12 protein-coding genes are annotated in these 12,675 nt (G+C 73.0%); 6 read left to right on the forward strand and 6 right to left on the reverse strand.

Annotation, left to right across the window (positions count from 1 at the left end):
- Positions 1–78: 78 nt before the first annotated feature.
- Both ACTJKO_RS15875 and ACTJKO_RS15880 read right to left on the reverse strand, forming a co-directional pair.
- The gene (locus tag ACTJKO_RS15875; RefSeq protein ID WP_440690117.1) at positions 79–855 is read right to left on the reverse strand and encodes an endonuclease/exonuclease/phosphatase family protein; all 777 of its coding nucleotides are present in this window, start codon (positions 853–855) and stop codon (positions 79–81) included.
- A gap of 288 nt (positions 856–1,143) precedes the next feature.
- Entirely contained in the window at positions 1,144–2,547 is a 1,404-nt protein-coding gene (locus ACTJKO_RS15880; RefSeq protein WP_440690118.1) for an MFS transporter, read from the reverse strand.
- 155 nt (positions 2,548–2,702) lie between these two features.
- Between ACTJKO_RS15880 and ACTJKO_RS15885 the strand changes: the two genes are divergently transcribed.
- Genes ACTJKO_RS15885 through ACTJKO_RS15905 form a run of 5 tightly spaced genes read left to right on the forward strand, consistent with a single transcriptional unit; the run spans position 2,703 to position 8,058 of the window.
- Entirely contained in the window at positions 2,703–3,944 is a 1,242-nt protein-coding gene (locus tag ACTJKO_RS15885; RefSeq protein ID WP_440690119.1) for an alanine racemase, read from the forward strand.
- Complete coding sequence (locus tag ACTJKO_RS15890) at positions 3,944–4,786, forward strand: IclR family transcriptional regulator (protein ID WP_440690171.1); 843 nt, start codon at positions 3,944–3,946, stop codon at positions 4,784–4,786. The genes ACTJKO_RS15885 and ACTJKO_RS15890 overlap by 1 nt, the downstream gene beginning before the upstream one ends.
- Positions 4,783–5,763 (forward strand): sugar kinase, encoded by a 981-nt coding sequence (locus tag ACTJKO_RS15895; protein WP_440690120.1) that lies wholly within the window; start codon positions 4,783–4,785, stop codon positions 5,761–5,763. The genes ACTJKO_RS15890 and ACTJKO_RS15895 overlap by 4 nt, the downstream gene beginning before the upstream one ends.
- A 43-nt stretch (positions 5,764–5,806) precedes the next feature.
- A complete protein-coding gene (locus ACTJKO_RS15900; RefSeq protein WP_440690121.1) occupies positions 5,807–6,469 on the forward strand; it encodes a bifunctional 4-hydroxy-2-oxoglutarate aldolase/2-dehydro-3-deoxy-phosphogluconate aldolase in 663 nt (220 codons plus the stop codon).
- Complete coding sequence (locus tag ACTJKO_RS15905) at positions 6,466–8,058, forward strand: N-acyl-D-amino-acid deacylase family protein (protein WP_440690122.1); 1,593 nt, start codon at positions 6,466–6,468, stop codon at positions 8,056–8,058. The genes ACTJKO_RS15900 and ACTJKO_RS15905 overlap by 4 nt, the downstream gene beginning before the upstream one ends.
- A 36-nt stretch (positions 8,059–8,094) precedes the next feature.
- On the opposite strand, the gene ACTJKO_RS15910 is transcribed toward ACTJKO_RS15905, so the two are convergent.
- Entirely contained in the window at positions 8,095–8,484 is a 390-nt protein-coding gene (locus ACTJKO_RS15910; RefSeq protein WP_440690123.1) for a RidA family protein, read from the reverse strand.
- Positions 8,485–8,720: 236 nt separating this feature from the next.
- Here ACTJKO_RS15910 and ACTJKO_RS15915 point away from each other — a divergent pair, with 236 nt between their 5' ends.
- Positions 8,721–9,974 carry a hypothetical protein gene (locus tag ACTJKO_RS15915; protein WP_440690124.1) on the forward strand — a complete coding sequence of 418 codons (1,254 nt, stop codon included), beginning with the start codon at positions 8,721–8,723 and terminating at the stop codon, positions 9,972–9,974.
- Between the two features lie 100 nt (positions 9,975–10,074).
- Here the strand turns inward: ACTJKO_RS15915 and ACTJKO_RS15920 are convergent, their stop codons facing one another.
- The 3 genes from ACTJKO_RS15920 to ACTJKO_RS15930 all read right to left on the reverse strand — a co-directional run bounded on the left by ACTJKO_RS15920 (position 10,075) and on the right by ACTJKO_RS15930 (position 12,588).
- Positions 10,075–10,566: a pyridoxamine 5'-phosphate oxidase family protein gene (locus ACTJKO_RS15920; protein ID WP_440690125.1), complete on the reverse strand. Its 492-nt coding sequence runs from the start codon at positions 10,564–10,566 to the stop codon at positions 10,075–10,077.
- 193 nt (positions 10,567–10,759) lie between these two features.
- Positions 10,760–11,383: a hypothetical protein gene (locus ACTJKO_RS15925; RefSeq protein WP_440690126.1), complete on the reverse strand. Its 624-nt coding sequence runs from the start codon at positions 11,381–11,383 to the stop codon at positions 10,760–10,762.
- 95 nt (positions 11,384–11,478) lie between these two features.
- Entirely contained in the window at positions 11,479–12,588 is a 1,110-nt protein-coding gene (locus ACTJKO_RS15930; protein ID WP_440690127.1) for an LLM class flavin-dependent oxidoreductase, read from the reverse strand.
- Between the last annotated feature and the right edge of the window lie 87 nt (positions 12,589–12,675).

A 12,675-nucleotide genomic window follows, 5' to 3' on the forward strand; every position in this document is an offset into this window, starting at 1 on the left:
CGCACTCGACGCAACGCGCGCGGCGTGTCCTGCTCGCTCGCGGTATCCAGCGCGCCCGCCAGCCGCGGCGGGCGGCAGTCAGGCGGCCGGGGACTCGACGGCGGCGACCGCGCCCGTCGCTCCCGGGTGCTCGTAGTGCGCCCGCACCAGGATCGGCCGGTGGTCCGAGATGCCCGCGGGCAGGGTCTCCACGCCGGCGATGTGCAGCCCGACGCTCGTCGCGAAGTCGAAGTGTCCGGTGAACTTGCGGTAGCGCAGGTACGTCGGCTGGTCGGAGAGCGACAGCGCGAACCCGTGCTGCTCGATCTTCCGGCGGAGGTTCGTCTGGAACCACGGGTAGTTGAAGTCACCGACCATGATCGCCGGCGCCTCGTTCGAGAGGTCGCGGACGAACTGGTGCGCCGCCTCGATCTGCTTGCGGCGGAGGGAGTTCGTGGCCGTCAGGGGCGAGGCGTGGAAGGACGCGACGATGACCTCGGCGTCAGCCTCGGTGTCGCGCAGACGCATGGCGATGAGCCGCTCGTGGGCGGGGGCCAGGACCCGGTCGTGCAGAGACTTCTGCAGCGAGTGGATGCTGAAGTCCTCGACCTCGAAGCGGTCGTCGCGCTTGTAGATCGCGAGCCCGAGCCGGTTCGCCTTCGTCGACGCGGCGAGGGACAACCCGGCGACGGACGGTGCGAGGTCGTTGCTGTCGCACTCCTGGACGCAGATCACGTCGGCCTGCGATGCCTCGGCCAGTGCGGCGAGTTCGCCGTTGGCGGTGTGCTCGCGGAGGTTGTAGCTGACGACGCGCAGCGCGGTCGGTTCCGCGGCCGTGTCGGCTGCGATCGTCCCCTGCTGCTCTGGCGCGGCCATGCTGCCTTCCTGTTCCGGGCGTTTCCGGTCACCCTGCCGCGGGCAACCGTACTCGGCGTTCGCAAACGGATGCTGAGACTGTAGCGCGGTGCGGGTTTCGTCCGTGTGACGGCGCGGCGAACGGCCGACGCGCGGTCAGGCGCACCCGCGTCGGCGGCCGCGCGCCGCACCCGTCAGGCGCACCCGCGTCGGCGGCCGCGCGCCGCACCCGTCAGGCGCACCCGCGTCGGCGGCCGCGCGCCGCACCCGTCAGGCGCGCACCCGTCGGCGGCCGCTCGCCGCACCCGCTCAGGCGCGCACCCGTGCCGCGGGCCGCACGGTCTCCCCCGCTGTGCGGCTCATCAGCACGCCCTCGACGCACGCGACGACGAGCAGCACGGCGATGACCCAGAACGCGACGTCGTACGGCCCCGACCCGGACAGCCCCGCGGCGGCGCGGATGACCACCGCGGCGACCGCGACCCCGAAGCCCGCGGCCGTCTGCTGCAGCGTCGACGAGAGCGTGTTCGCAGGTGTCATGTCCGCCTGCTCGACGTCGGCGAAGGCGATCGTGTTGTAGGCCGTGAACCCGACCGAACGGGCCGCACCGCTCACGACGAGGAGCACGGCGAGGACCCAGAACGGTGTGTCCTCGGTCATGAACACCATCGCGACGACGCTCGCCGCGGCGACCGCGCTCGAGACGATGATGACGGGCCGGTAACCGAACCACCGCAGGAACGGCGTCGTCATCGGCTTGATGCCGAGGTTGCCGACGAACACCCAGAGGACTGCGGACCCGGCGAGCACGGCGCTCCAGCCCCACGCGTCCTGGAACAGCAGCGGGAGCACGAACGGCACGGCGGAGACCGCCAACCGGAAGAGGCCGCCGCCCGCGTGGGAGACACGGAAGGTCTCGAGCCGGAAGGACTCGAGCCCCATGATCGGGTGCGGGGCGCGTCGGAAGTGCCGGACCGCCAGCCAGCAGCAGACGGCGCCGACGACACCGGCGATCACGACCGCCACCACCGGCACCCGGTCGAGTGCGAGCAGGGACGCCATGACGACGAGCGAACCGAGGCCGAAGCAGGCCAGGAGCGAGCCGGTCCAGTCGAAGGGCACTCGCTCCGCCGCGCGCTCCTGCGGGACGAGCACGAGGGAGGCGACGAACGCGATGCACCCGAGCGGGATGTTCACGAGGAAGATCCAGTGCCAGGAAAGTGTGTCGACGAGCACGCCGCCGACGAACGGCGCGATGATCGGCGCGGCGAGTGCGGGCCACGTCAGGATCGCGATGGCGGTGACGAGCTGGTCGCGCCCGGCACTGCGCAGGACGACGAGCCGCCCGACGGGGACCATGAGCGCCCCGCCGAGTCCCTGCACGATGCGCCAGATCGTCAGGTCCACCAGCCCGGTCGAGAGCGCGCACAACGCAGAGGCGACCGTGAACAGGGCGATCGCCCCGGCGAACACCGTCCGCGATCCGATCCGGTCGGTGAGCCACCCGCTGACCGGGATGAAGACCGCGAGCGTGACGAGGTAGGCGGTGATCGCCACACCGACGGCGGCCGAGTCCACCCCGAGGTCGCGTCCCATCGCCGGTGCCGCGGTCGCGAGGATCGTCCCGTCGAGGAGCTCCATGAAGAACGTGCCGGCGACCAGCACCGCCACCGCCGTGCTCCCCCGTCGTCGTGTCGTCATCGTCGTCGTCATGCCACGTCGAATGCTAGCCCCGATCGGTTTCCGTGACGTCGTGGTGCACCCGCGCGAATCACCGTTCTGCACAGCAGAATGGTGAGCACGACGGCGTTGCCCCGACCCACCCGGCACCAGGAGCGTTGGGGGCACCGCAGACGCAAGGAGGCTCGATGACGACCACACCCCCGGCGACCGCCCCCGGCACCGTCACGACGAAGGGTGCTCCGGACCCCGCGGCGCCGCCGACGCGTCACGTCCTCGACCACGCGTACCTGCCGGTGATGACGCTGCGGGAGACCGCGCTCGCGGACAACACCGCCGTCATGCAGGCCTACGTCGACCGTCACGGCCTGCTCTTCGCGCCGCACATGAAGACGCACATGGCCCCCGTCCTCGCCGAACGGCAGGTCGCGGCAGGTGCGTGGGGCGTCACGGTGGCGTCCGTGCAGCAGGCGATGGTGGCGTGGGAGCACGGCATCCACCGGATCCTCGTCGCGAACGAGGTGCTCGACCCCACGGGCCTGGCCTGGCTCGCCTCCCGTCGCGCCGCGGACCCCCACGCGGACGTGCTCTGCTACGTCGACTCCCCCGCCGGCGTCGAGGCCGGACGTGCGGCGCAGGCGACGGTCGACGGCGACCTCCACGTCCTGGTCGAGGTCGGCTTCCCCGGCGGACGCACCGGCGTCCGCTCCCCCGCGGCGGCAGTGGACCTCGCCCGGGTCGCCCACGTCGCGGGACTGTCCGTGCGCGGGGTGTCCGGGTACGAGGGCGGGCTGCCCGGCGTCGACGCGGCACGTGCCTACGTGGAGGGCGTGCTCGAGGTCGCGGCTGCCGTCCGACCGCTGGTCGACGCGCCGCGGGCACTGTTCAGCATGGGTGGCAGCGCGTGGTTCGACGGCGTGGTCGACGCCGTCGACGGCCGCCCGGACGACCTCGACGTGCTCCTCCGGTCCGGCGCCTACCTCACGCACGACGACGGCTTCTACGCCGAGCGCACCCCGTTCGGCCGTCACCCGGAGGAGGGCTCGCTCGTCGCCGCGATCGAGGTCTGGGGGCGCGTCACCTCCTGCCCGGAGCCTGGCCTGGCACTCGTCGCCGTCGGCAAGCGGGACATCTCCTTCGACGAGGGACTGCCCGTGGTCCGCACGATCCGGCCCGGTACGGACCTCGCCGGGCCGGGAGGCGCGGCTGCCGCCCGGCGGATCGTCCCCCCACCCGGGTCGGTCACCGTGACACGCCTCGACGACCAGCACTGCTACCTCGCGACGACCGACGATGCGCCCGCGCTGACGCCGGGCGACGTGGTGGTGTTCGGCATCTCGCACCCCTGCACCGTCTTCGACAAGTGGCGTCAGGTGGTCGTCATCGACGACGACGAGACGGTGCTCGACACGATCGCGACGTGGTTCTGATGCGCGCCACGACCCCGGCGGTCCCGGTCGGCGACGACGCCCCGACGCGCAACGCCGCGCTGTCGCTGCGTCGTGGGCTCCGGCTGCTCGACTGCATCGCCGACCGCACGCGGAACGGCGAGACGTCGGTGTCCCTCACCGTGCTCGCGGCGGAGCTCGGCACGTCGAAGTCCACCGTGCTCCGGCTGACCGCGCCGATGATCGAGAACGACCTGCTCCGACGGACGCCGGACGCCGGGTTCACCCTGGGGGTCGGCGCGCTCCTGCTCGGTCAGAGCTACCTCGAGGGCATCGACCTGCGGGCCGCGGCGGCCCCGTTCCTCCGACGGACGGCCGAGCAGACCGGCCTCACCTGCCACCTCGTGGTGCCGGACGGTACCGACATCGTCTACGTCGACAAGGTCGAGACGCGCGGGACGGTCCGGATGGGCTCCCGGATCGGCAACCGCCTGCCGATGCGCAACACGGCGTCCGGCAAGGCCATGGTCGCCTTCGGCGAGCCGGAGCTCCTCGAGCGTGTGCTCGCCGAGCCGGCCACGGCGATGACCGAGCACTCCATCGTGGACGACGACCGCTGGCGCGCCGAGATCGACCGCACGCACGGCCGCGGGTACGGCATCGACGACCGTGAGAACGAGCCGGACATCCGCTGCGTCGCGGCCCCCGTGTTCGACCACGCGAACCAGGTCGTCGGCGCCATGAGCATCTCCGGGCTGGCGTCACGCTTCCCGGCGGCGGCGGTCCGCGAACTCGGGGACGGTGTCGTCCGCACCGCGCGGGAGATCTCCGTCGCGCTCGGCTCCTCGTCCGCCCAGCTCGCACTGTCGAAGGGCACCCGGTGACCGGCAGCGTCCTGACGTTCGGGGAGACGATGCTGCTCCTGACCGGTGGTGACACGGGCGCGGTTCCGGACCTCGAACACATGCGCGTCGACACCGGGGGCGCGGAGAGCAACGTGGCGATCGGGCTCGTGCGGGCGGGCGTGCCGACGACCTGGATCGGCCGCGTCGGCACGGACCCCGCCGGGGACCGGGTGGTCAGGGACGTCCGGGACGAGGGCGTCGACGTGGTCGCGGTGGCGGACCCCGAGCGCTCGACCGGGATCATGATGAAGGAACGTCTCGCCGACGGCCGCACCCGGGTGACCTACCACCGCCGGGGATCCGCGGCCTCGGCGTTCCGACCGGACGACCTGCCGCCCGGGATCGTCGAGTCCGCGGCGTTCCTGCACGTCACCGGGATCACCCTCGCGCTCTCCGAGCACGCCCGTGATGCCGTCACGGCGGCCGTCGACCGTGCGGAGGCAGCCGGCGTGCCGGTGTCCTTCGACGTGAACCACCGCCCCAAGCTCATCGACGCGGACACCGCCCGCGAGCGCTACCGGGCCGTCGCCCGCCGTGCCTCGATCGTGTTCGCCGGCGACGACGAGGCACGGCTCGTGCTCGGGATCGACGAGGCCGAGGACACCGACGAGGCCTCGCTCGCACACGCCCTCGCCGCGCTCGGTCGAGGCCGCGCCGTCGTGAAGCTCGGCTCGCGCGGGGCGGTGGCGTCCATCGACGGGCAGCTCCTGCGCCGGGCGGCGACCCCGGTGCGGGTGGTGGACCCCGTCGGCGCCGGGGACGCCTTCGTCGCGGGCTGGCTCGCGGCGTCCCTGACCGGCGCCCCCGCCACCGAGGCACTCGACCGCGCCGCCGACGCCGGCGCCCTCGCCTGCACCGTCGAGAGCGACTGGCGACGCCCGGACCCGGCCGCCCTGCTCGAACCGCGCACCGATCCGGACGTCGACCACGCCGTCCACGACCACGTCGACCGCTGACCCCCACGGTCCGACACCGCCCGACGACCACGAGGAATGAACCATGACGGACACCACCAGCACCGCTCCGGACTCCCGGGGCCACGAACGGCACCGGCACGCCGCGGGTCCGGCGATCGCGATCCTCCGCGGCGGCACCGGGGAGCACGTCGAGGACGTGATCGCCACGCTCGTGGACGCGGGGGTCCGGGCGGTCGAGATCACCACGAACACGCCGCGATGGCGGGAGGGCATCGCCTGGGCCGCCGACCGCTACGGCACCGCAGCGTCCATCGGGGTCGGCACGGTGCTCGAACCCCGCCAGCTCGACGAAGCGGCCGCGGCGGGCGCGGTGTTCGCGGTCAGCCCCCACCTCGACCCCGCCGTCGGGGAACGCGCCCACGAACGCGGGCTCGGCTGGTACCCCGGGGCCGCGACCCCGACCGAGATCGTCCACGCCTGGCGGCTCGGCGCGCGTGCCGTGAAGGTCTTCCCGGCCGCGCAGCTCGGCGGCCCGGCGTTCCTCAAGCAGGTGCTCGCGCCGCTCGACTTCGTGGACGTGATCCCCACGGGTGGCATCGGGGTGGAGGACGCGCCCGACTACCTGGCGGCCGGGGCGGTGGCGGTGGGGCTCGGCTCGCCGCTCGTCGGCGACGCCCTGACCAGCGGCGACTTCGACGCCCTCCGCGCCCGCGCCGAGCGGCTCGTCGCGGGACTCGCGCGGTGAGCGAGCGGGCGCGCCCGGTCCTCCTCCGCGGCGGCGCGGTCGTCGCGGACGAGGGAATCGTGCGCGCCGACGTGCTCGTCGAGGACGGACGGATCGTCGACGTCGGCACCCGGTCGGGATCGCCGGCGGGGGCCAGCACGATCGACTGTGACGGCCGCCTCGTCATGCCCGGCTTCGTCGACGCCCACTCGCACGCCGGCTCCCTCGTGTTCGACGAGGACGTCCAGCTCGCACTGCTCCGCCAGGGCGTCACGACGATCATCACCGGCCAGGACGGCGTCGGGCCGGCACCCGGGGACGGCTCCTACGCAGCCCGGTACTTCGCCGCCATCGACGGCCCCCATCCGACCTACCGCGGCGGCGGGATCGCGGGGCTGCTCGCGACCTACGACGGCACCACCGCCGTCAACGTCGCCGCACTCGTCCCCGCCGGTACCGTGCGGCACGAGGTGATGGGCGACGAGCCCGGCGGTCCGACCGCTGCCCAGCTCGACGCGATGCGCGCCCTCGTCCGGCAGGGCATGGCCGACGGCGCGGTCGGGCTCGCGACCGGCCTCGACTACGTCCCCGGGCTGTTCGCCGACGCCGAGGAGATCGCCGCGCTCGCCGCCGAGTCGGCTGCCGTCGAGGGCCGCTACGTCACGCACATGCGCGGCGGGTACGAGACGAACGCCGCAGCGGGCATCGACGAGATCGTCCGGATCGTCCGCGCCGGCGGTGGACGCGCCCACGTGTCGCACCTGCACGCGCCCGTCGACCTCGCACTCGCGGAGCTCGACCGCGCCGAGGCGGCCGGTTCGCCGCTGTCGTTCGACGCCTACCCGTACTCGCGCGGGTGCACGATCCTGTCCATGCTGCTGCTGCCCGCCGCACTCGCGCGCCCCGGCACGGACGACCTCGCCCGGGCGATCCGGACGGACGACGGACGAGCGGCCGTGCGCGCGGCCGTGCTGGAACGCGTGCTCGGTCGGGCCGACCTCGGGACGGACTGGGCGCGACAGATCACGCTCTCGCACGTCCCGGCCGCCGAGTTCCACGCCCTGCAGGGCCGGACCCTCGCCGAGGCAGCGGGCGCCACGGGCACGGACCCCGTCGACCTCGCGCTCGACGTCCTCGTCGACTCGGAGCTGCAGGTCACCGTCGTGATGCGCGTCCCGCACCCCAGGACGCCCGACCAGCTGGCAGCGCTGTTCCGGTACGGCGGTCACACCGGCGGGTCCGACGGCATCTTCGTCGGCACGCACCCGCACCCCCGCGCGTACGGCACCTTCGCGCGCTACCTCGGCGACTACGCCCGTACGGGGTTGCTCTCCTGGTGGGAGGTGCAGCAGCACCTGTCGACGCTGCCGGCGGAGCTCTTCCGGCTCGGCCGGCGGGGTGCCGTGGCGCCGGGCTGGACCGCCGACCTCGTCGTGGTCGACCCAGGACGGGTCCGTGCCCGCTCGACGTACGACGAGCCGATGCTGCTCGCCGAGGGCATCGACGACGTCCTCGTCGCGGGGGTCCCGGTGCTCGCCGGGGGGCTGCTGACGCACGCGACCCCCGGCTCCGGCGTCCGTCGGGACGGCTGGGGAGCCGGGGGTCGATGAAGCTTCACTCAGCGATCAGACGCCGAGGCAGTCGGGTCACCGACCGGTCGGGAGGACCGCGACGACGTCGATCTCGACGAGGATGCCGGCGAGGTGCGACTGCACGGTCGTGCGCACCGGGTACGGCTGGGAAAAGTGCTTCGCGTACTCCTCGTTGAACGCCGCGAAGTCCCGGTCGGAGTGCTCGAGGTGCACGGTCGACTTCACGACGTCGTCGAGCGATGCCCCGTGCTCGGCGAGCACGGCGGCGACGTTGGCGAGCACCTGGGCGGTCTGACCGGCGACGTCGTCGGCCATCTCACCCGTCGCGGGGTCCTGCGGGCCGAAGCCGGCGGTGTACAGGAAGCCGTTCGCGACGATGCCCTGGCTGTAGGGCCCGGCGGGCTTCGGGGCGTTGTCGGTCACGATGGCGGTCTTGTTCGGCACGGTGCTCCTCACGGATGGTGGACGGGGACTCCAGGCTAGGCGAGCACGGACGACGGGCACCGGCCACCCGCCGAGCCGTTTCTGCCCTGCAGAACGCACGCCGCGCCTCCCGTCCGGATCCGCTCCGGATCGACGCCGGAACGCGCACCGAGCCGCTCTGTGAGGAACGCCCAGGCCACCGCCGTCTACGCTCGGGGCGTGCCCCCTGCCCTGCCCGAACACCGCGGAGCGCTGCGGTGAGTCGACTGGACGGGACCCTCCCCGAGTCGATCACCAGCGGACGTCGCCGGGTCCTCGACCTCGCGACGAGTCTCCCGGCGTGGGCCGCCGTGCTCCTGGTGTGGACCGGAGGGCGCATCGCGTCCACGTTCTGGCTCGCCCTGGCGTACCCGCTCATCGGGCGCGCACTGCCCGAGAACGCGATCTGGGGCAACGACCACGGCTTCCTCAACTTCCTGACGGCGTGGGACGGCCAGTACTACGAGCAGATCTCGGTGCACGGCTACCCGTCGACGCTGCCGCTCGACGCCGCGGGGCACGTCGCCCAGAACGCGTGGGCGTTCCTGCCCGCGTTCCCGTTCACCATCCGGATGCTGACCGCGTCGACGGGCGTGCCGTTCGACGTCGGCGCGCCGGCGATCGCGCTGCTCGCCGGGCTCCTCGCCACCGTCCTGCTGCACCGCCTCGTCGCCGACCGGGCTGGGTCGGCCGCGGCACTGTGGGCGGTGTTCTTCTTCACGTGCGGCCCGCTGTCCTTCCTGTTGCAGGTGGGCTACGCGGAGAGCATGTTCCTCGCGCTGACGTTCGGCGCGCTCCTCGCCCTGGAGCGTCGGCGCTACGGACTGCTGACGCTCCTCGGTGTCGTCGCGGCGTTCACCCGCCCCGGGGCGCTCGCCATCCCGCTCGTGCTCGGCGTCGTCGCGCTCGTCCGGTGGGTGGGAGCCCGACGCGCAGCCCGTGCCGACGGTGTACGGACGCTCGACGCGTTCCCGGTGCTCGAACGGGTGCAGGTCGTCGCCGCGGGGGTCGTGATGGTCGCCGCCGGGTTCGCCTGGCCGCTCATCGCCGCGCACGTGACGGGGCAGCCGAACGCCTACCTCGAGACCGAGATGTCCTGGTGGGTGAACTTCATCGGTCGGGTCGACTTCATGCCGCTCACGCCGTGGTTCCTCATCGCGGCGCGCTGGCTCGGCGTCGGCGGCGTGCTCATCGTGGTGTTCCTGCTGGTGTCGTACCCGGTCTGGCTGCTCCGCCGGTCCACCCGGAAGCTGGGCACCACGACCGTGCTGTTCTCGGCGGCGTACGCGCTCTACATCTTCGCGGTGTCGCTGCCGATGGCGTCGACGCCCCGGTTGCTCATGCCGCTCGCGCCGCTGTTCGGGTCGCCGGAACTCGTGGCGAAGCCGTGGATGCGGTGGACCCTGGTGGTCTGCGCGGTCCTCGGGCAGCCGGTGCTGGTCGCCGTGCTGTGGCTGCTCGGCCCGCCGTGACGAGCCGGGCGGTCGGGTGACGCCGACCCGGAACGACGTCGCCGCTGTCGTACGACATCGACAACGTCGTTCCGGGTCGGCCCCGGACCCGCCCCCACCGCTAGAGCTGGACGGTGCCGTGGTCCCCGGTGTCCGGCTGGCTCTGCTTGCCGATCGCAGCCTTGAGCGTCTGCACGAGGCTGCCGACGGGGCCGGTGTCCTGCGTCCAGTACTCGACCGAGTCACCCTCGACGGTGAGGAGCCGGATCGACGGGTCCTGCCGCCCCTCGGGGAACCACGCCTCGGCGAACGGCGACCACAGTTCGTCGATCACCGAGTCGTCGCGGGTCACGGTCGCGGTGCCGGCGATGGACAGGTAGCCGCCCTGTGACTCGATCGCGACGTTGACGTGCGGGTTGCGGGCGATGTCCTCGACCTTCTCGCTGCCGTCCTGCACGAGGAACCGGAGCGTGCCGTGGAACGCCTTGTCCTGCACGGCGAGCGGTCGTGCGTGGAGCTGGCCGTCCTCGCTCACGGTCGTCAGCAGTGCCGTGTGGGCTCCGTGGACGATGTCCGAGATGGCTGCGCGCTGGTCTGCCTCTGTGTCGGTCATGGTGCTCCTCTCGCGTCGTGCGCCCCGTTGTGCCCGACGTGCGGCCGGGTCTCCCCGGGGCGCGTTCCGTTCCGACCAGTGTGCCCCTCCACCCTGGGCGCGTCCGGGCAGGCCGGGAGGCGCGACCCGCGTCCGACACGTCGGTCCGGTCCGCACGGCTCGCCCGGCGCCGGGGGCGTCGCGCGGCGGTGCGTCAGGCGGGCTCGCGGATGGTCGTCTCGACGTCCACGACCTGCGGGATGCGCGGCATCGACGCGAAGCCGAACGCGACGGGCGGGTCGAGCGGCGCCAACGAACCCAGCGGTTCATCGGCCCAGGTGCCGCTGACGGCCGTGACGTCGTGCGCCCCGGTCACGCCGTAGTACTCGCGGCGGCCGTTCCCGGCGGATCCCGCCGTGGCCGAACCCGGTGCGACGATGCGCGCCACCGGGTCGATCGCCGCGAGCCAACGGGGGTCCCGCGCGACGCGCTTCGGGACGATGCGGAGCACGCGTCCGAGCGGCGAGATCGCGCCGACGGCGATCGATGCACGGAGGGCCCCGGCGTTGAGCTCGATCCCGCGCGCGGTCCGGCGAGCGCTGACGTCCACGACCGAGACGGCGTCGAACCGGTAGGTGCCGGAGACGTAGGCGGCGACGATCTCGTCCGGTGCGAGGAGCACGCTGGAGCCGTCGGGCAGTTCCACGAACACGTCCGTGAACGCCCCGAACGGCGACTGCTCCCACATCCCGATCACCATGCGGACGCCCGAGGTCGTGCCGACGCCCGCGATCCGACCGCGGAACCGGCGTTCGAGGGCAGCAGGACGCGACGACATGCCCTGGACGGTACCCGTCGGCCCCGTGAGGGCGCGTCGAGGAAGCGCACCGCGCCTCCCGTCCGACAGCGCGACCGCGCGGTCGGACGGAGCGCCTACGGGACGGGGACGGGCTCGGCCAGCAGCTCGCGCACCCGCGGCGCGACCTGCGTGCCGTAGAGCTCGATCGACCGCATCATGTCCTCGTGCGGGAGCCGGCCGGTCGCGTACCGCATGTCGAACCGGGAGACGCCGAGGATCCGCATGTTCCGCGCGATCTTCCGCGCGACCGTCTCGGGCGAGCCGACGTAGAGCGAGCCGCCGGCGGACAGCCCGGCACGGTAGCCGGCGACGTCGAGGGGCGGCCAGCCGCGCTCGCGGCCGAGCTGGTCGGTGACGGCCTTGTGGTACGGCCAGTAGCGCTCGGCGGCTTCCTCGTCGGTGGCGGCGACGAAACCGGGCGAGTGCATCGCGATGGGCTGCTGCGGCAGGTCGAGCTGCGTGAGCGCCTGGCGGTAGAGGCGTGAGAACGGGGCGAACTGCGCCGGCTGCCCGCCGATGATCGCGAGGAACAGCGGCAGGCCGTAGGACGCGGCACGGATGACCGACTGGGGCGAACCGCCCACGCCGACCCAGGTCGGGATGGGGCCGTGCTCGAGCTTGGGGAAGACGTCCTGGTCGACGAGGGACGCGCGCTTCATGCCGGACCAGGTGACCTTGTCGCCGCCACGCAGGGCGGCGAAGAGCTGGAGCTTCTCCTCGAAGAGGACCTCGTAGTCGGCGAGGTCGTACCCGAAGAGCGGGAAGGACTCGGTGAACGAGCCGCGACCGAGGATGACCTCGGCACGCCCGTCGGAGAGCGCGTCGACCGTCGCGAAGCGCTCGTACACGCGGACGGGGTCGTCGGACGAGAGCACCGTGACCGCCGAGCCGACGCGGATGCGGGAGGTCCGGGCGGCGATGGCGGCGAGGACGACCTCCGGCGCGCTCACCACGAAGTCGGCGCGGTGGTGCTCGCCGACGCCGATGAAGTCGACGCCGACCTGGTCGGCGAGGACCGCCTGGTCGAGGACGTCACGGATGCTCTGCGCGTCCGACTTGGTGCTGCCGTCCGGGAGCTCGGTGACGTCGCCGAAGGTGTCGAGACCGAGCTGCACTGGTCCGATCCGCTCGGGTGCGGGCGGCGGCACGTCCGAGGGGCGGTCGGTGCCGAATGCGTTGCTCATGTCTCCTCCAGACACATTTCCATGCGTTTGCATCAATGTAGCACGCGCTCCCGCTGGTGGCCAGCCCCCGCGTGTACGGTCACCGAC

Origin of the sequence: Curtobacterium sp. 22159 (assembly GCF_052045775.1) — a bacterium.
GTDB lineage: Bacteria > Actinomycetota > Actinomycetes > Actinomycetales > Microbacteriaceae > Curtobacterium.